15 protein-coding genes and 1 pseudogene are annotated in these 17,719 nt (G+C 75.1%); 7 read left to right on the top strand and 9 right to left on the bottom strand.

Annotation, left to right across the window (positions count from 1 at the left end):
- Nucleotides 1-108 precede the first annotated feature (108 nt).
- Nucleotides 109-906 carry a peroxide stress protein YaaA gene (gene yaaA, locus LRS74_RS24330; protein WP_277743009.1) on the top strand — a complete coding sequence of 266 codons (798 nt, stop codon included), beginning with the start codon at nucleotides 109-111 and terminating at the stop codon, nucleotides 904-906.
- 552 nt (nucleotides 907-1,458) lie between these two features.
- Here yaaA and LRS74_RS24325 read toward each other — a convergent pair.
- From LRS74_RS24325 to LRS74_RS24315, 3 genes are read right to left on the bottom strand one after another with little or no spacing between them, the layout of a single operon-like run.
- Complete coding sequence (locus LRS74_RS24325) at nucleotides 1,459-2,703, bottom strand: bifunctional RNase H/acid phosphatase (protein WP_277743008.1); 1,245 nt, start codon at nucleotides 2,701-2,703, stop codon at nucleotides 1,459-1,461.
- A gap of 14 nt (nucleotides 2,704-2,717) precedes the next feature.
- Entirely contained in the window at nucleotides 2,718-3,461 is a 744-nt protein-coding gene (locus LRS74_RS24320; RefSeq protein WP_277744902.1) for a C4-type zinc ribbon domain-containing protein, read from the bottom strand.
- Nucleotides 3,462-3,477: 16 nt separating this feature from the next.
- The gene (locus LRS74_RS24315) at nucleotides 3,478-4,326 is read right to left on the bottom strand and encodes a Nif3-like dinuclear metal center hexameric protein (RefSeq protein WP_277743007.1); all 849 of its coding nucleotides are present in this window, start codon (nucleotides 4,324-4,326) and stop codon (nucleotides 3,478-3,480) included.
- Nucleotides 4,327-5,164: 838 nt separating this feature from the next.
- On the opposite strand from LRS74_RS24315, the pseudogene LRS74_RS24310 reads away from it, so the two are divergent.
- Nucleotides 5,165-6,112: pseudogene (locus tag LRS74_RS24310) on the top strand (hypothetical protein); the annotation flags it as partial.
- Between the two features lie 1,897 nt (nucleotides 6,113-8,009).
- Nucleotides 8,010-8,234 carry a hypothetical protein gene (locus tag LRS74_RS24305; RefSeq protein WP_277743006.1) on the top strand — a complete coding sequence of 75 codons (225 nt, stop codon included), beginning with the start codon at nucleotides 8,010-8,012 and terminating at the stop codon, nucleotides 8,232-8,234.
- A 42-nt stretch (nucleotides 8,235-8,276) separates the two neighbouring features.
- On the opposite strand, the gene LRS74_RS24300 is transcribed toward LRS74_RS24305, so the two are convergent.
- The 5 genes from LRS74_RS24300 to LRS74_RS24280 form a co-directional block, all read right to left on the bottom strand.
- Nucleotides 8,277-9,209 (bottom strand): 3-oxoacyl-ACP reductase, encoded by a 933-nt coding sequence (locus LRS74_RS24300; protein WP_277744901.1) that lies wholly within the window; start codon nucleotides 9,207-9,209, stop codon nucleotides 8,277-8,279.
- A gap of 235 nt (nucleotides 9,210-9,444) precedes the next feature.
- On the bottom strand, nucleotides 9,445-10,521 hold the full coding sequence (locus LRS74_RS24295) for a Zn-dependent alcohol dehydrogenase (RefSeq protein ID WP_277743005.1): 1,077 nt from the start codon (nucleotides 10,519-10,521) through the stop codon (nucleotides 9,445-9,447).
- A gap of 42 nt (nucleotides 10,522-10,563) precedes the next feature.
- Nucleotides 10,564-11,418 (bottom strand): MaoC family dehydratase, encoded by an 855-nt coding sequence (locus LRS74_RS24290; protein WP_277743004.1) that lies wholly within the window; start codon nucleotides 11,416-11,418, stop codon nucleotides 10,564-10,566.
- Nucleotides 11,419-11,815: 397 nt separating this feature from the next.
- Nucleotides 11,816-12,712, bottom strand: coding sequence for an SDR family oxidoreductase (locus LRS74_RS24285; RefSeq protein ID WP_277743003.1), 897 nt, complete (start codon nucleotides 12,710-12,712; stop codon nucleotides 11,816-11,818).
- A complete protein-coding gene (locus tag LRS74_RS24280; RefSeq protein ID WP_277743002.1) occupies nucleotides 12,709-12,900 on the bottom strand; it encodes a hypothetical protein in 192 nt (63 codons plus the stop codon). The genes LRS74_RS24285 and LRS74_RS24280 overlap by 4 nt, the downstream gene beginning before the upstream one ends.
- A gap of 84 nt (nucleotides 12,901-12,984) precedes the next feature.
- Here LRS74_RS24280 and LRS74_RS24275 point away from each other — a divergent pair, with 84 nt between their 5' ends.
- The 4 genes from LRS74_RS24275 (at nucleotide 12,985) to LRS74_RS24260 (ending at nucleotide 16,833) form a co-directional block, all read left to right on the top strand.
- A complete protein-coding gene (locus tag LRS74_RS24275) occupies nucleotides 12,985-13,665 on the top strand; it encodes a class I SAM-dependent methyltransferase (RefSeq protein WP_277743001.1) in 681 nt (226 codons plus the stop codon).
- A gap of 37 nt (nucleotides 13,666-13,702) precedes the next feature.
- Nucleotides 13,703-14,650: an N-acetylmuramoyl-L-alanine amidase gene (locus tag LRS74_RS24270; protein ID WP_277743000.1), complete on the top strand. Its 948-nt coding sequence runs from the start codon at nucleotides 13,703-13,705 to the stop codon at nucleotides 14,648-14,650.
- A gap of 179 nt (nucleotides 14,651-14,829) precedes the next feature.
- Complete coding sequence (locus tag LRS74_RS24265) at nucleotides 14,830-15,657, top strand: DUF5336 domain-containing protein (RefSeq protein ID WP_277742999.1); 828 nt, start codon at nucleotides 14,830-14,832, stop codon at nucleotides 15,655-15,657.
- A gap of 165 nt (nucleotides 15,658-15,822) precedes the next feature.
- Nucleotides 15,823-16,833: an LLM class F420-dependent oxidoreductase gene (locus LRS74_RS24260; protein ID WP_277742998.1), complete on the top strand. Its 1,011-nt coding sequence runs from the start codon at nucleotides 15,823-15,825 to the stop codon at nucleotides 16,831-16,833.
- Nucleotides 16,834-16,852: 19 nt separating this feature from the next.
- Here LRS74_RS24260 and LRS74_RS24255 read toward each other — a convergent pair whose 3' ends face one another.
- A complete protein-coding gene (locus tag LRS74_RS24255) occupies nucleotides 16,853-17,665 on the bottom strand; it encodes a maleylpyruvate isomerase family mycothiol-dependent enzyme (protein WP_277742997.1) in 813 nt (270 codons plus the stop codon).
- Nucleotides 17,666-17,719: the final 54 nt, after the last annotated feature.

Here is a 17,719-nt window from a genome sequence, read left to right as displayed (position 1 = left end):
CCGGGTCCGGGCCTGGGGCCCGCCCGCGTCCCCGCACCGCACTCCGCGACTCCCGCGACCCCGTAGGGTTCCTGGGGGCCGATTTCACCGACACCGAGGAGACACACCGTGCTCGTGCTGCTGCCGCCGTCCGAGGGGAAGGCCGGGGAGGGGTCCGGCGAACCGCTGGCGCTGGACGCGCTGGCGCTGCCGGGGCTGGCCGAGGCGCGGGCCAGGGTGCTCGACGAGCTGGTGGCGCTGTGCGGGGGCGACGAGGACAAGGCCGCCGAGGTGCTCGGGCTGAGCCAGGGGCTGCGCGGCGAGATCGCCAAGAACGCCGGGCTGCGCACCGCGGGCACCCGCCCGGCCGGGGAGATCTACACGGGGGTGCTCTACGACGCCCTCGGCCTGGCGACGCTGGACGCGGCCGCCCGGCGGCGGGCGGAGCGCTCGCTGCTGGTCTTCTCCGGGCTGTGGGGCGCGGTGCGGATCGGCGACCCCATCCCCTCGTATCGCTGCTCGATGGGGGTCAAGCTGCCCGGCCTCGGCGCGCTCGGCGCCTACTGGCGCACCCCGCTGGCCGACGTGCTGCCCGAGGCCGCCGGCGGCGGGCTGGTGCTCGATCTGCGCTCGGCCGCGTACGCGACGGCCTGGCGGCCGAAGGGTGAGGTCGCGGGGCGTACGGCGACGGTGCGGGTCCTCCAGTCGAAGATCGTGGCAGGGGTCGAGAAGCGGTCGGTGGTCAGCCACTTCAACAAGGCGACGAAGGGGCGGCTGGTCCGGGAGCTGCTGACGTCGGGCACGGCGCCGGCCGGACCCGCGGAGCTGGTGACCGCGCTGCGCGACCTCGGGTACGCGGTGGAGGCCACCGCCCCGGCGAAGGCCGGCACCACCTGGTCGCTGGACGTGATCGTGACCGAGCTCTAGCCCCACGCCGGGCCTCCCTCGCCTCCGTCCGCGTCCCCCACTCCGCGGTGCGCCCCACCGGTGGGATCACCGCGGGCTCCGCACCGGGCCACCTCGCCCTGCCGAACGGGGGCCGCGTGGGCGACGGCTGGAGGGTGCCACCGCCACGGCCGATCTCCGGATCTCTGCCCGGCGCCACCGGGTATCCCGCGCCGTGCGAGCGGGACGTGGGCGGCAGCTGGAGGGTGCCACCGCCACGGCCGGCCTCCGGTCCCTACCCGGCGCCACCGGGTATCCCGCGCCGTGCGAGCGGGACGTGGCCCACGATCGAACGCCACGCCCGCGCGGCGACCGCGCTGGGCTGAGTCCCGCGCGGCCACTGCTTTCCCGCGCGGCCATCGCATTCCCGCGGCCCCGGGTTCCCACGCCGCCACCACGTACCGCGGTCTCACGCGGGCCTCGTTCTCGCGCGACCACCGCGCTTCCGCGCGGCCGTCGCCGCGCGCGTGAAGCGGCTGTCTGCGAGCGCGAGGCCATCCCGGTCGAGGACGCCGTCGCCGCCCGCGTGAGCGGCTAGCGCAGGTGCGAGGTGTCGTTCAACAGCCGCACACTGGCGTTGCCGTCCGCGTAGTACGCCACCGCCGACAGCGACGCGGCCGACAGCTCCATGCGGAAGAGCGACTCCGGCGGCGCGCCGAGGGCGAGCCGCACCAGCGTCTTGACCGGCGTGACATGCGTGACGAGAAGGACCGTCTTGCCCGCGTACCGCGCGATGAGCTTGTCGCGGGAGAGCGCCACGCGGCGGGAGACCGTCGCGAAGCTCTCGCCGCCGCCGGTCGGGGCGGCCTTGGCCGACGCCAGCCAGGCGTCCAGGTCCTCGGGGTGGCGCTCGCGCACCTCCGCGAAGGTCAGCCCCTCCCAGGCCCCGAAGTCGGTCTCGCGCAGCCCCTCGTCGACGCGCACGTCGAGACCGAGGCGGGCGGCCACCGTATGGGCGGTCTCCTGGCAGCGGCGCAGCGGCGAGGTGACGACGGCCTGGATGGTGCCCCGCGCGGCGAGCGCGGCCGCGACCTGCTCGGCCTGGCGGCGGCCGGCGGGCGACAGCTCGGGGTCGGTGCCCTGGGCGCCGCTGCCCGAGAAGCGCTTCTGCGGGGTGAGCGCCGTCTCCCCGTGCCGCAGCAGCACGAAGGTGGTGGGCGCCCCGAGGTCGGCGGGCGCGGCCCAGCCCACCGGCGGGGTCTGCGGCCGCTCGGCGGCCAGCGCCGCCTCCGACGTGGGGTCCGCGGCCACGGCGGACGTGACGGACGCGACGGACGCGCGCGAACCGACCGCGGCGCCCGGCTCGGCGCCCGCCCCCACAACCGTCGGCGCCGCGGCGCCGCGCTTGGGCTGCCACTGGCCGCCCTTGGCGCCCGCGTCCATGGCCTCGTTGGCGAGCCGGTCCGCCGCCTTGTTCTGCGAGCGCGGGATCCACTCGTAGGACACCTGGCCGGAGGCCGGGAATATCGTCGCCGCCTCGGCGGCCAGCGGCCGCATGTCGGGGTGCTTGATCTTCCAGCGGCCCGACATCTGCTCGACGACGAGCTTCGAGTCCATGCGGACCCGCACCCGCGCGTCCGGCGCGAGGGCGTGGGCAGCACGCAGGCCGGCGATCAGCCCGCGGTACTCGGCGACGTTGTTGGTGGCGCGGCCGATGTACTCGGCGGCCTCGGCGAGCGTCTCGCCGGTGGCCGCGTCGATCACGACGGCGCCGTAACCGGCGGGCCCCGGGTTGCCCCGGGACCCGCCGTCCGCCTCGACGATCAGTTCACGCGTCACGTTCGACGGCCCCGTCACAGCCCCGACTCGGGCGTGCGGACCAGGATGCGGCTGCAGTTCTCACAGCGCACCACGGCGTCGGCGGCGGCGGCGCGCACCTCGTTGATCTCCGTGATGTTGAGCTCCAGCCGGCAGCCCTCACAGCGCCGCTGGTAGAGCCGGGCCGCGCCGATGCCGCCCTGCTGGGCGCGCAGCTTGTCGTAGAGCTTCAGCAGGTCGGCCGGGATGGACCCGGCGACGACCTCGCGCTCCTTGGTGATGGTGGCGACCTCGGCGTCGATCTCCTTCGCGGCCGCGTCCCGACGCGCGGTCGCGTCGTTCACCTTGGCCTGCACGGACTCCACGCGGCCGGTCAGCTCGGCGACCCGCCCCTGCGTGGCCTCGCGGCGCTCCATGACCTCAAGGACGATGTCCTCCAGGTCGCCCTGGCGCTTGGCCAGCGAGGCGATCTCGTGCTGGAGGCTCTCCAGGTCCTTCGGCGAGGTGATGGCGCCGGAGTCCAGGCGCTGCTGGTCGCGGGCGGCGCGCTGGCGCACCTGGTCCACGTCCTGCTCCGCCTTGGTCTGCTCGCGGGCGGTGTCGCTCTCCTCGGTCTGCGCGGCGATCAGCAGGTCGCGCAGCTGGGTGAGGTCGCCGTTCAGGGTCTCGATCTCGGCGTGCTCCGGCAGGGTCTTGCGCTTGTGGGCGAGCTGCGAGAGACGGACGTCGAGGGACTGGACGTCGAGAAGGCGGATCTGGTCGGCGGGCGCGGCGTTCAGTGTGGGGCTCCTGTGGTTAGTGAGGGACAGCGGAGGACGCCGCGTGGGCGGTCCAGGGGTCGGTGACCGTACGGGAGACATGGGTGCGCAGCCCCCAGCCGTGTCGGTCAGAGATCTCGTCGAGCTGGGCGGCGGCCTGCTCGGTCCAGGGCCACTCGGTGGCCCAGTGCGCGGCGTCCACCAGGCCGAGCGGGCTGCGCTGGCTGGCCTCGGAGGCCGGGTGGTGGCGCAGGTCGGCGGTGAGATAGGCGTCGACGCCGGCCGCGCGCACCTCGTCGAAGAGGCTGTCGCCGGAGCCGCCGCAGACGGCGACCGTGCGGATCACGCGGTCGGGGTCGCCGGCGAAGCGGATCCCCTGCGCGGTGGCGGGCAGCCGGTCGGCGGCGCGTCGGGCGAACTCGGCGAGGGTCTGCGGCGTTTGGAGCTCGCAGATCCGGCCGAGGCCGCGGCGGCCGGCCGGGTCGGCCGGGTCCGGCACCAGCGGCGCGGTGACCCGCAGGTCCAGGGCGCCGGCGAGGGCGTCGGAGACGCCGGGGTCGGCGCGGTCGGCGTTGGTGTGCGCGACGTGCAGCGCGATGTCGTTCTTGATCAGCGTGTGCACGACCCGACCCTTGAAGGTGTCGGCCGCGACCGTCGTGGTGCCGCGCAGATACAGCGGGTGGTGGGTGACGAGCAGATCGGCACCGAGCCGCACCGCCTCGTCGGCGACCTCCTGCACCGGGTCCACGGCGAAGAGCACCCGGCTGACCTGGGCCTCCGGGTTGCCGACATCGCCGCACACCGTGCCGACGGCGTCCCATTGCTCCGCCCACTCGGTGGGCCAGAGGGCGTCGAGCGCGGCGAGGACATCAGAGAGTGCGGGCACAGGTCAGAGATTACCTCCCACCTGTGCCCTGTTGTCCCGGAGCCGTCGGTGCCGCTTCTCCGTCCGACCCCGACGCGAGCCGCCGCCCGGGACGGCGGGAAGCGGCCACCTGGGCCCGGCGGGCGATCGTGTGCGGCGGCGGTCACGGGGGCGTACGGCAGCGGAGCCCCGGCCCGTATCCACCCCGCGCCCCGGATCGCGCGGCGCGGACCACGGACCACGGACCGCGGGCTGGAGACGGCGAAGGCGGATATCCGGACCCACGGACCGACGGACACGCGGACGGGGGGACACGCGGCCCCCTGCGGAGACGCGGACAAGGGGACACCGGACACGCGGACACGGGGACGCGGGGGCATGGGGACGCGGGGACACGCGGCCCCACGGCCGTACGGACATCGCCCCGCGGGCTACGGACGGCGGGCTACGGGCCTCGCGCCGTGGAGATCGCACCGCGGAGATCGCCCCGCGGGCTACGGAATACGGTCCACAGGCTACGAGCCACGGGCCGCGCATCACGGGCCCCGGCTCCGCCGACCCCGTGTCCGGATCGACCACAGACCGAATCACCACAAACGCACCTCACCGCCCAGCACACCCGACTCCACCCCCTCAGCGGAATCAGGCAGTTGCCACTCTTATGCGTGAACAGGCGCAACTCGCACTGTTCGGCTGGAAGTGCGAAAACTACGTTCATCAGGCGGAGGTGACGTACACCATGACGGCCTGTGCCACCGAATCCCAGAGCGTCACGAGCGTGCCGGAGGACGACGCCACGGCGGCGCGCGGCGCGGAGTCCCGGGAGCGCCCGGCGCCTCGTCCCCGCGCGGACCTCGCCATCGCGGCCGACGGCTCGTACGCGGCGCGGCTGACGCTCAGCGTCACGACGGGCAGCTGGTACCCCGAGCGCTGGACGCTGGACGGCCCCGAGCCGTACGCCGTGCCGCTGGCCGGGCGGCAGCCGGAGGAGCCGGACAGCGAGGTGCAACCGCTCGCCGACGGGCGGGTGCTGATCCGCCGCCGGGTGGCCGACCGGCACGCGCTGTCGCTGCTCTATCCGACCGGCCCGGGCACCGGTGAGCGGCAGGTGGGTTCCGTCGACTGCGCGGAGCTGTCCCTGCTGCCGCCCGCGCCGGGCGGCACGGCCGTGTTCGCGCTCGGTCGCGGCGCGGGCGCCGGGGCGACCACGACCTCACTGTGGCTGGTGTACGGGGCCGACGCGCCGCGCCGCATCGCCGAACTACCGGGGCGCTGTACGGGCGGCAGCTGGCTGGACCGCGGCGGCCGGCTGCTGGCGCTCGACCGGGAACTCGACGGCCGGACCAAGGCGGTCGCGGTCGACCTGCGACGCGACGGCGAGACCAGCCCGCTGCTCCAGATCACCGAGGGGAGCAACGACCGGCTGCTGCTGGCCGATCCGGACAGCGGACTGCTGCTGGTGCGGTCCGACGCCCCCGGCCAGGAGCGGCTGGGCTGGGGTGTGCTGGGCTCCGCGCTGCCAGTGCGGTTCCCGGAGTGCCTGCGGCTGGCCGGGGCGGCGGCCACCCCGTTCGCGGTGCAGCCCGGCCAGGCGCTGGCCCCGGAGGGGTGCGCGGTGGCCTTCCAGATCGACGATCGCGGCGGACCGTCGATCGCCGTGTGGCGCCCCGCCGAGCGGCGGTTGCAGCGGCTGGCGGCGCCGACCGGCTGGCTGCCGGGCGCCGGCCTGTGGACCCGCGACGGTGAGCTGCGGCTGCCGTACGCGACCGGGCAGGTGCCCTGCGGCCTCGCGCGGGTGCGGCTGCCGTGCGGGGCCTACGGGATGGCCACGCGGTCGGAGGTCGGGACAGACACCCCACCCGAAGCCGGGACGGACACGAGCGGGCGGGCGGATACGAGCGCCGGGGCGGGCGCACCCGCCGGAACGGGCGCGCGGTCCCACGCCGGCGCGAGGGCCGACACCGGTGCGCCGACAGCCGGGGCGGGGACACGCCCCGAGGCCGGTGCGGGCGCGGGCGCGGGCGGCGGAACGCCGGCATCCGGGGCGGGTATGGGCGCGGGCGTGGCCCTGGTCGACGAAACGCCGGCATCCGGCGTGGGTGCGGGGGCGGACAGCGAGACGCCGGCGTCCGGCGCGGGCATGGGCAGCGGAACGTCGGCGTCCGGTGCGGGCGCGGGCAGCGGAACGTTGGGATCCGGGCTGAACACAGCCTACGGAACGCCGGTATCCGGGGCGGACGTGAAGCCGGGCAGGGGGGCGCGCGTGCTGATGCGGCGTGGCGAAGCCAGACTCCGCACCCGGCCGGACGCGAAGCCGCCGCACCCGTCCGGACCCGCGCCGGCGACGCCGCGCCCGACGGGGGCCACCGCGGGAGGGGCCATCCCGGCGGGATCCATCCCAGCGGGAGCCCCTGCGGTACGTGCCACTCCAGCAGGTGCCATCCCGGCGGGAGCCCCTTCGTTACATGCCACTCCGGCAGGGGCCAACCCGACGGGAGGCACCCAGGCAGGGGGCGATGCGACGGGGACCACCCAGGCAGGCCAGGCAGGGGGCGACCCGACAGGGACCACCCCGGCAGGGGCCACCCCAACGGGGACCAGCCCGGCAGGGGCCACCCCGACCGGACCCACCCAGGCAGGGGCCACCCCGACCGGAACCGCCCCGGCAGGGGCCACCCCAACGGGAGCCACCCTGACAGGGATCATCCCGATGGGAGCCGCCCTGGCTGGAGCCACCGCAACACGGGCCGACCTGACAGGGACCACCTCAGCAGAGGTCAACCCGGCGGAAGCCGCCCCCACGGGGACCACCCCGGCAGGGGCCAACCCCAGGAAACCCACCCCGACAACCCCCACGGGAACCACCACCACAAGGACCACCCCGGCAGGGCGCGCCCCCGCTGGAGCAGCCCCTCTCTGGGCGGGTGGCGGCGGGGACGGCGAGGGGCGGCCGGGGGGCGCGCCCGCCGGGCGGCGGGCGGCGCCGGGGTCGGCGGCCGGCTCGCCGCTGCCGGGCCCCTCCATCGACGGCCGGATCACGGTGCCTGGGCTGGTGTGGGAGCGGCGCGGCGGCCCGGAGGGGGCCGCGGGGCGGCCGGTCGGCACGGACCCGGCGCCCGGCGCGGCGTACGCACCGCGGCCGATCTGGGTCCGCCGTACGGGCGCGGTCGACGGGGCCACGGGCGCGTGCGGCCCGTCGCACGCCGCCGCGGAAGGCGCGGCGGGAAGTACGGCCGAGGGCTCGACGGGAGGCACGGTGGCCGGCGTGACGGCGCTCGGAGGGGGCGCGCCCGTTGCGTACGCCGTGGGCCACCACCAGGTGCCGGGCGAGCATCGCGCCGAGACTGCCGGTGCCTCCGGTGATGAGCACCGTTCCATCGGCGGCCCAGGGTCGCTTCACCGCGGCCTCGGCGCGGGGGCCGGCGGCGCGGCAGCGCGGCCGGTGCCGCTCCAGCAGGCGCCGATGGCGCGGCCATGAGCAACCGCCCCCACCACCAACCCGCTTGTCCTACCGGCGAGTCCGGCTCCCCCGAGATCGCCGACCTGGCTAAAATCCTCCCGGGGGGCTTACGCGGCCACGTGTTCCGTACACCACCGACGCTCGACGGTGGCGGCTTCACGGAGCGTTCCGGTGGCGCGTGCGGTCGGTCGTGACGGGCCTCTCGTGCACCGCACGAAACCGATTTGACGGGGTGAATTCCCACATGACCGAAGCCCGAAGCGACGCCGTCCAGCCGTACCGGCAGTCCCCTCCGCACGCCTTCCCGCAGTCCTTCCCACAGTCCCCGGACGCCACGGCGCAGAGCGCCTCCATAGCCCCGGTGGGCGGGGGTCGGCACCGTGGAGTGCAGGCCGCGTCCGAGGACGCGCAGGCCCCCGGCCACGGCCGGCACCGTAGGCCAACGCCGCCGCAGCAGCAGGCGTCCTGAGCTCGCGACCGCCACGCCGAGGGCGGCCCGCCCGGTCCCGCGTCAGCCCCGCTTGAGGCCGAGCACCTCGACCGCGGCGAACGACTCGCCCGGCGGCCGCGCCGCGTAGTACGGGGTGAGCAGCCCGGCCAGCTCCTCCGCGGTGAAGGCGCGCTGCTCGGTGTCGAACTTGGCGGCGACCCGAGGCCGGTCCACGATCGCCACCATCCCGCCGTGCACGACGAAGAGCTGCCCGCTGACCTCCGCCGCGGCGGGCGAGGCGAGGTAGCCGACGAGCGGTGCGACGTGCTCGGGGGCCAGCGGGTCGAGCGCGTCCCCCGGCGCCCCCGTCGGCCGGGCCGGGACCGCGGCGAAGACGTCCTCGGTCATCCGGGTGCGGGCGCGGGGGCAGATCGCGTTGGCCGTCACGCCGTAGCGGGCGAGGGCGGCAGCGGTGGAGGTGGTCAGGCCGACGACGCCACCCTTGGCCGCGGCGTAGTTGGGCTGGCCGGCCGATCCGGCGAGGAACGCCTCGGACGAGGTGTTGACGATCCGGCCCTGGACCGGCCGTCCGTCCGCCGCCTTGGCCCGCTCCCGCCAGTGCGCGGCGGCGAAGCGGATGGTGTTGAAGGCGCCCTTGAGGTGCACGCGGATGACCGCGTCCCACTCGTCCTCGGTCATCGAGAAGACCATCCGGTCGCGGAGGATGCCGGCGTTGTTGACCAGGACGTCGAGGCCGCCGCCGGTGTCGACCGCCAGGTGGACCAGCCCGCGCGCCACCTCGAAGTCGGCCACGTCGCCGAGGTGGGCGGTGGCCCTGCCGCCGGCTGCCCGGATCTCGGCGACGACCTCCTCGGCCGGCCCCGGCTCACCGTGATCGTTGACGATGACGTGGGCGCCCAGCCGGGCCAGTTCCAGCGCTTCCGCGCGGCCGAGCCCGCGGCCGCCGCCGGTGACGATCGCGGTCTTCCCCTCCAGCGACACCGTGCCCGCCATGCCCGCCATCGCCGCCCTGTCCGCCATGCCCCGCCCCTTCCTCTCGGCTCTCTGGCCGCCCGCCTACTCGGCTCCGGCTACTCGGCTGCTCGGCTGCTTCATGCCTGTTCGGGTTTCGCCTGCTCGTCCACTCGGCCGCCCGGCTCGGCGCCCCGCGGCTCCGCGCCCCCGCGGGCTCCCGTCTCTGGCCGGACCCCCGCCGGACCCACCGGCCCCGCCGAGCCTCGCCGGCGCCTCAGATCTCGATGCAGGTGCGCAGCGCCGCGCCCGTCCGCATCTGGTCGAGCGCGTCGTTGACCTCCTCCAGCCGCACCCGGTGGGTGATCAGCCCCTCCAGGTCGATGCGGCCCGCCCGCCACAGCGCGATGGCCCGCTCGTAGGAGCGCAGCACGTCGCCGCCCCCGTACAGCGAGGGCAGGATGCGCTTCTCGTCGAAGAACAGCTCGAACATGCTGATCCGGAGGTGGTCGTCGAGCGCGCCCGCGCCGACCACGCAGAGGGTGCCGCCGCGGCGGGTCGACTCGTAGGCGGTGCGGGCGGTCGCCGAGGTGCCGACGACCTCGAAGACGTAGTCGAAGCCCTCGCCCGCGGTGACGCGGCTCTTGGCGTCGGCGAGCCCGTCCGGGGCGACCGCCTCGGTGGCGCCGAAGCGGAGCGCCGCCTCCCGGCGGGAGGCGACGGGGTCGACGGCGACGATCCGCGCGGCGCCGGCGACTCTGGCGCCCTGGATGGTGCTGATGCCCACGCCGCCGCAGCCGATGACGGCCACCGAGGAACCGGCCGCCACCCGCGCGGTGTTGAGGGCGGCGCCGAGGCCGGTGGAGACCCCGCAGCCGATCAGGGCGGCGATGTCGAACGGCACGTCGTCGGGGATGGGCACGGCGCTGCCGGCACTGACGACGATCTCCTCGGCGAAGGTGCCGGTGCCGGCGAAGCCGAAGACCTCACCGGCGGGGCGGGTGAAGTTGGGCGTCCCGGCGCCGGCGAAGCCGGCCAGACACAGATGGCTCTGGCCACGTCGGCAGGCCGGGCAGCCGCGGCAGGCGGGCAGCCAGCAGATCAGCACCCGGTCGCCGGGGCCGAGCCCCGTCACGCCGTCGCCGACGTCGAGCACCTCGCCGGCACCCTCGTGGCCGGGGATGAACGGCGCCGGCTGCGGCAGCACGCCCTTCATCGCGGAGACGTCCGAGTGGCACAGCCCGGTGGCCCGCACCCGCAGCCTGACCTTGCCGGGGCCCAGCCCCACCGGCTCCACGTCGTCGAGGACGTCGAGCCTGTCCTGCCCGATCTCGTGCAGTACGGCTGCGCGCACGGTGCGGCTCCCTTCGTACGACCGTCCAGACGGCTTCCGGTATCAGGTGTGTTCGAGGACCGTGTCGGCGAGGACCGGCGCGTCGTCCCGCTCCACGGCGGTCGCCGTCGCCTGGATGCGGTGACCGTCCCGCCAGGCCCGGACGCGCAGCGTCTCCCCGGGGTAGACGACGCCGGAGAAGCGGGTGGCGTACGTGCGGACCCGGGCGACGTCCCCGTCGAGCAGGGTGTCCACCAGGGCCTTGAGCACCACGCCGTAGGAGCACAGGCCGTGCAGGATGGGCCGTTCGAAGCCGGCGCGCGCGGCGAAGTCGGGATCGGCGTGCAGCGGGTTCCAGTCTCCGGAGAGCCGGTAGAGCAGCGCCTGGTCCTCGCGGAGCGGCCGCAGCAGGGTGTGGTCGGGCTCGCGGTCCGGGGTGTCGAGCCGCATGGAGGGGCCGCGCTCACCGCCGAAGCCGCCCTCCCCCTTGACGAAGATCTGGGTGTCGCAGGTCCACAGCGGGCCGTCGGCGTCCGCGGTGGCGGTGCGCAGCACGATGACGGCGGCCTTGCCCTTGTCGTAGACGGCCGCGACCTTCGAGGTCTGGGTGGCGTCGCCGCTGATGGGGAGGGGCCGGTGCACGGTGAGGGCCTGTCCGCCGTGCAGCACGGCGGCGAGGTCGACGTCGATGCCGGGCGCCGCGAGCCCGCCGGCGAGCGCCATGCCGCCGCCCGCCACGGTGGCGAAGCTGGGCAGCACGTGCAGCCGGCTCTCCAACGTGTAGCGGAGCTCGGCCGGGTCGGTCGCCGGGAGGCCCGCGCCGATGCCGAGGTGGTAGAGCAGGACGTCCTTGTGGTTCCAGATGATCTCGGTGCTGGTGGGCGGGGCCGAGACCGCTTTGACGGCGTCGATGGGCATCGGGTGGGTGCTCCTTGGCCGCGGTGACGGTGGGATCCGGTGCGAAGACCCCGGCCCGCCCGTCCGCACCGTCGGCCGCGCCGGGGTCGTCACTGGTCGGCCGGCCGCGCGGTGCCTAGAACGCGTTCTAGCCGACGGGCCATGTATAACCCATCCCGCATGGGGTGGGAAGACACCAGCCGCAGACTAACTGACGGTTCGTCAGCTACGCGGGAGGCGCCGGGCCGCCTGGACTCGACCGTTCCAGGCACCCGGCACCTCGTCGACCGTCGCCATGCCGCGCGCCACCCGTCAGGAGCTGCCCGCACCGCCCCGGAGAGGGAGCGGCCGCGGTCCGCCTGGTCGCGGAGGCTCCGGCGGAGCTGGGGGCCGGCACGGCCTGCCCCGGCCGGGGCGCTCACGTCCGCAGGTAGGAGGCCCCGTTGAGGTCCAGGACGGTGCCCGAGCTCCACTGAGCGGCCGGCGAGGCCAGCCACAGCACGGCCTCGGCGACCTCCTCCGGGCGCGCCACCCGCCCGAACGGGCTCTGCGCCCGGATCGCCGCGCCCTCCGCCCCCGCCAACCGGGGCGCGACCCGATCGGTGTCGATGAACCCCGGCGCCACCGAGGTGACGGCGATGCCGTGCGGGGCCAGGGCGACCGCCAGCGACTGGCCGAGCGCGTGCACCGCCGCCTTCGTCGCCCCGTACGCGGGGTGGTCGGGCTCGCCGCGGAAGGCCCCGCGGGAGCCGATGTTGACGATGCGTCCGCCGCGACCCTGGTCGATCATGCGCCCGGCGGCCAGTCGGCTCAGCTGGGCGGTGCCGAGGAGGTTGACGGCGATGTGCCGCTGCCAGACGGCCACCCACTCGTCGTACGGAGTGGTGGCGGGCGGGTGCGGGCCGCTGTTGACAGCGGCGTTGTTCACCAGCACGTCCACACCGCCCAGCACCTCGGCCGCCGCGTCCACCAGTCGCGCCGCCTCCACGGGGTCCGACACGTCGGCGCCCAGCAGGACGTGACCGGTGCCCTCCAGGCTCGCCAGCGTGGCCTCGGCCTCCGCCCGGCGGCTGCCGAAGTGCACCGCGACCCGGTCGCCGTTGGCCGCGAACGCCTGGGCCACCGCCCGGCCCACCCCGCGCGAGGCCCCGCTGACCAGCACCCGACGCCCGGTGGCCGGAAAGTTCGGAACGTCGGACCCGACAGCCAGATCGGGCAGATCGGAGACGGCGGGGGCGTCCGGAACAGGAACACCCGACGGAGCCGAGGCGTCCGTGGGAGCCGCGAGGTCGTCACGGGCACCGGGGTCGGTCATGCGTGCTCTCCCTTCCTGGCCGCCGCGCGAGCGCCCGGCAGCAGTACCGCCATCAGCACCACGCCCGCCACGATGATTCCCGAAGCCACCAGGAACGCCCGCCCGTATCCGGCGGCCAGCGCCTGCGGTCGGCCGGGGGCGGTCGAGGTGAGGCCGGCGGGGCTCGCCGGGCCTCCGTAGGGCAGCATGGGCGCGAGCCGAGCGCGCCCCAGCGCACGGCAACGAGCGCGAGCCGTAGGCACGCCGTACGCACCACCAGGAGGACGCGACAGATGGCCGGCACGCCCACTCCCACGACCGAGGGCCCCGTGGCCGAGGGCCCCGCGCCCGCGATACTCGCCGCGTTCGAGGCGGCGAAGGGGTTCATGCCCGTCGACGAGGGCCTCGCCCTGCACACGGCCGCCACCACGGCCGCGGGGCTCGGGCTGCCGTTGCTGGAGGTGGGAACGTACTGCGGCCGCTCCACGATCCTGCTGGCCGACGCCGCCCGCGCGGCGGGCACCGTGACGGTCACCGTCGACCACCACCGCGGCTCCGAGGAGCAGCAGCCCGGCTGGGAGTACCACGACCCGACGGTCGTGGACCCCGAGGTCGGTCGCATGGACACGCTGCCCGCCTTCCGCCGCACGCTGCACGCGGCCGGCCTCGAGGAGCACGTGATCGCCGTCGTGGGCCGCTCCCCCCAGGTCGCGGCGGTCTGGAACACCCCGGTCGGGCTCGTCTTCATCGACGGCGGCCACACCGACGAGCACGCCACCGGCGACTACGAGGGCTGGGCCCCGCATGTGGCGCCCGGCGGGCTGCTGGTCATCCACGACGTCTTCCCCGACCCGGCCGACGGCGGCCAGGCCCCGTACCGCGTCTACCGGCGCGCCCTGGAGTCCGGCGCCTTCACCGAGGTCTCGGTGACGCACTCGCTGCGGGTGTTGCGCCGTACCGGCACGGGCATCTGATACGACTTCGGGGCGGCGGCCCGGTTACGATCGCGGCGTGTCCCACGGCAGCTCTCCCCCCACATCCGGCCGCCGCCCGCGCGGCACCCTGCTGACCCTGCTCGCCCTGGCCGCGCTGGCGCCGGCCGCCCTCGCGGGCTGCGCCGGCGACGGCGACCGTGACGGCCGAGGTGGCGCCGCTCACAGCAGCGGCTCCGGCAAGGGCACCGGCACGGGCACCGGCGAGCCCGACGGCGGACCCGCGCCTTCCGCATCGTCTCCGTCGCGGACGAACCCGTCCGGAAGCCCGGATAACAACAAAGACAATCGCGGCAGCCTCAAAGGCAAAGTGATCGTGATCGATCCCGGCCACAATCCCCACAACCGCGAACACCCTTCCGAGATCGCCCGACTCGTGGACATCGGTACCAAGAAGAAGGAATGCGACACCACGGGTACGGCGACGAACTCCGGTTACCCCGAAGCCTCGTTCACCCTCGATGTCGCGCGCCGCGCCCGCACGCTGTTGGAAGAGCGCGGAGCGAAGGTGGAATTCACGCAGGACGGCGACCGGCGGTACGGCCCGTGCGTCGACGAACGGGCCCGGATCGGAAACCGGGCCGGAGCGGACGCCGTCGTCTCCGTCCACGCGGACGGCGCGGGCGCGGGCCAACGCGGATTCCACGTCATCGCCCCCGCGTCGGTGCGCGGCGGCGCCGCCGACACCTCCGCGATCGTCGGCCCCTCCCGCGAACTGGCCGAAGCCGTCATCGACCGCTTCACCGCCGCCACCCGCACCGAGCCCGCCAACTATCTCGGCGGCGGAACGGGGTTGACGGTCCGCGACGATCTCGGGGGCCTGAATCTGTCAACCGTCCCCAAGGTGTTCATTGAGTGTGGCAATATGCGCGACCCGGAGGACGCGGCACGCCTGACCGACCCGAAGTGGCGCGCACGCGCGGCACAAGGGATCGCGGAGGGCATTACGGACTTCCTGCGGGGGTAAGTCGGCAACAGTCCGGAACAGCTCCGGAACAGGACCGTAACGGGGAGATACCGACCGCGCGACCCGACAGGTCCCGCCGTTAGATTCACCCGTACGATGGGGGACCCACCCCCGAGCCTTCGCGCACGCGTCCGGCGACAGCGACACGACTACTGACGAGACCGACAAAGGACCATACGTTGAACATCCGCTCTCTCACTAGGGGCGACGGCGTGGTGATCGGAGCAGCGGTGTTGCTGTTCATCGCCTCGTTCCTGGACTTCTACACGACCGACTGCGGCGGGTCTGACTTCTGTCGCGAGGAAGGCGAGAACGGGTGGAAGTCCGACTTCTTCCCGGTGCTTCCGTCGATCTTCCTGGCGGGTGTGATCGCTGCGGCCCTGATCGTCGCCGCGCGGTTCCAGCCGCAGGCCCGCAACCTCTTCGGACTCACCCTTGAGCAGTGGGGCATCGCGCTCGCGGTGTTCTCCGCCTGGAGCTCGGTGTGGACGATCCTCGGCGGCTACGAGCACGTCGACAAGGGCGTCGGGCAGATCCTCGGCCTGATCGCCACCCTGGCCCTGGCCGCCGGCGCGCTGCTCACCCAGCGCGTCCCCGCCCTCAAGGCTCCGCTGATGGGCGCCGCGGGCCCGCAGGCCCCGACCCCGTTCGGCGGCGGCGCGCCGCAGGCCGGCTACGGCTACCCGGGCCAGCAGACCGGTGGCGGTGCCGCTCCGCTCGGCCAGCAGCAGCCGTTCGGTGCCCAGGCGGGTCAGCCCGCCGCGGGCGCCGGCGCCCCGCAGCCGGCCCCGGCGGCCGGCGGCGCCTCGGACTTCGCGCCGTTCTGGTTCGCGGTTCCGGTGGCCCGTCCGCTGTACGCCGAGGACGGCTCGTCGAACACCATCGCCGAGCTCGCCCCCGGCACCTGGTACCTCGCGGTGGAGCAGCGCGGTCAGGCGCTCGTCGCCCAGACCCAGGACGGCCGCCGCGGCGTCCTCCAGGACACCTCCGGCATCCAGCGCGGCTAGCCCCCGCATCTCTGTCGCCGGCGACACGGCCCCTCGTCCCCTCTGGGACGGGGGGCCGTTCCCTTTCCGGCGGCCCCGCGCCCCGGCCCGCACCGGGGCATTGCCGCGGCCGCGACGACCCCGTACGGTCATTCAGCTGACGTACCGTCACCCAAGGGGGCCCGCATGCGGCTCGGTCTGGCACTCGGCTACTGGTCCCGCACCCCCGCCCCCGGCCACCTCGCCCTCGCCCGGCAGGCGGAGACCTACGGCTACCACTCCGTCTGGACCGCCGAGTCCTGGGGCTCGGACGCCTTCACCCCACTCGCCTGGATCGCCGCGCACACCACCCGCATCCGGCTGGGCACCGCCGTCGCGCAGATGGCGGCGCGCACGCCCACGGCCACCGCGATGCACGCGCTCACCCTGGACCACCTCTCCGGGGGGCGGCTGACGCTCGGACTCGGGCTGTCCGGGCCGCAGGTGGTGGAGGGCTGGTACGGGAGGCCGTTCCCGGCGAGTCCGCTCACCGCCACCCGCGAGTACGTGGACGTCGTACGACAGGTGCTGCGTCGCGCGGAGCCGGTGCGGCTGGCGGGGCGGTTCCACTCGCATCCGTACACCGGCGACGACGCCACCGGCCTCGGCCGGCCGCTCAAGTCCATCACCCACCCGCTCCGGGCCGACCTGCCCGTGCTGCTCGGCGCCGAGGGCCCCAGGAACATCGCGCAGACCGTGCGCATCGCCGACGGCTGGCTGCCGCTGTACTGGTCGCCGCTGCGCACGGCGATGTACGAGGAGCCGCTCGCCGCCGCTCCGGAGGGCTTCGTGGTGGCACCGATCGCGCAGGCGCGGGTGTGTGACGACGTCTCGGAGGGGCTGCGGCCGGTCAAGGCGATGCTGGCCTTCTACATCGGCGGCATGGGCCACGCCCGCCACAACTTCCACGCCGACCTGATGGCCCGGATGGGCTTCGAGGAGGCGGCGCGACGGGTCCAGAAGCTGTTCGCCGAGGGGCACCGCGCCGAGGCGGTCGCGGCGGTGCCGGACGCCTTCGCGGACGAGATCTCGCTGGTCGGCCCGCGGGAGCGGATCGCCGAGCGGCTGGAGCTGTGGCGGGCGGGCCCGGTGACGGATCTGCTGCTCACCGCCCCGGACCCGCACACGCTGCGCGTCCTCGCCGAGCTCAACTCCTAGCGGCCGCACCCACGGCCCACTAGCCGAACGTCGCGTGCTCCAGCCAGAACTCCAGCACCGCGGCGTCGCCCAGCACCTCGACCCGGTCGCTGTCCACCGGCAGTCGGCGGTAGAAGGCCAGCAGCAGGTCCGTCATGGGGGCGCGCAGGGCGACGCTCGCCTTCCCGTGGGCGCGCCGCCAGGCGAAGCCCTCCTCGTCGAGCTCGATCAGCCACTCGGCCTCCGCCTCCGGGGCGGTGTCGGTGGCGTGCAGATGGAGGGAGCGGCCGGGGCCGCGCAGCTTGGCGAGGTCCGGGAAGGCCACGCGGAGGTTCGGCTGGCGGAGGACGTCCAGCCACTCGTCGACGGCGTCCGCCGCCACCTCCGGGGCCAGGGCGTACTCCACGCCGGCCGCGATGGCCGCGTCGGCCCGGTGGACCACCGTCTCGTGGGCCATGCGGCGGGCCCAGAAGCCGACGCTCTGGTCCTCCGCCCAGGTCCAGACCGGGGTCCTCGCGCCGGCCGCGCGCAGCGTCTCGGCGAGCGCGGTGGCGCCCTTGGCCAGCCAGGCGTCCAGGGCCGCGAGGTCGTCGCCCTGTGGGGCGTCGTCGGGGATCCGGTCGGGCGGCAGGTAGGCGGTGGCGCGGGTGCGGACGATCGCCTCGACCCAGCGGTGGGCGTTGCCGACGTGCCGCAGCAGGTCGGCGATCGACCAGTCGGGGCAGGTCGGGCAGGTCACCGACGGGTCGGCGCCGGTGACGGCGGCGCGCAACAGGTCGGTCTGCGAGATGATTTCGGCGCAGCAGCGGTCGTGGTCGAGGCGGTCGAAGCGGTGCACTCCCTGGTCGGTCATGGCCTCAGCGTAGAGGGCGGCGCCGGATCCTTCCGGGCCGCCCTCGCCGACATC

The sequence above is a fragment of the Streptomyces sp. LX-29 genome (assembly GCF_029541745.1).
Lineage (GTDB): Bacteria > Actinomycetota > Actinomycetes > Streptomycetales > Streptomycetaceae > Streptomyces.
Note: the sequence above shows the minus strand (reverse complement) of the source record. Positions and strands in the feature narration are given on the sequence as shown.

What these genes read in the sequence shown, in the direction of transcription:
- LRS74_RS24305 (WP_277743006.1), top strand. Translation starts at nt 8,010, where the DNA reads ATGACCGAAGCCCGAAGCGACGCCGTCCAGCCGTACCGGCAGTCCCCT.
- LRS74_RS24300 (WP_277744901.1), bottom strand. Translation starts at nt 9,209, where the DNA reads ATGGCGGGCACGGTGTCGCTGGAGGGGAAGACCGCGATCGTCACCGGC.
- LRS74_RS24290 (WP_277743004.1), bottom strand. Translation starts at nt 11,418, where the DNA reads ATGCCCATCGACGCCGTCAAAGCGGTCTCGGCCCCGCCCACCAGCACC.
- LRS74_RS24285 (WP_277743003.1), bottom strand. Translation starts at nt 12,712, where the DNA reads ATGACCGACCCCGGTGCCCGTGACGACCTCGCGGCTCCCACGGACGCC.
- LRS74_RS24280 (WP_277743002.1), bottom strand. Translation starts at nt 12,900, where the DNA reads ATGCTGCCCTACGGAGGCCCGGCGAGCCCCGCCGGCCTCACCTCGACC.
- LRS74_RS24275 (WP_277743001.1), top strand. Translation starts at nt 12,985, where the DNA reads ATGGCCGGCACGCCCACTCCCACGACCGAGGGCCCCGTGGCCGAGGGC.
- LRS74_RS24260 (WP_277742998.1), top strand. Translation starts at nt 15,823, where the DNA reads ATGCGGCTCGGTCTGGCACTCGGCTACTGGTCCCGCACCCCCGCCCCC.
- LRS74_RS24255 (WP_277742997.1), bottom strand. Translation starts at nt 17,665, where the DNA reads ATGACCGACCAGGGAGTGCACCGCTTCGACCGCCTCGACCACGACCGC.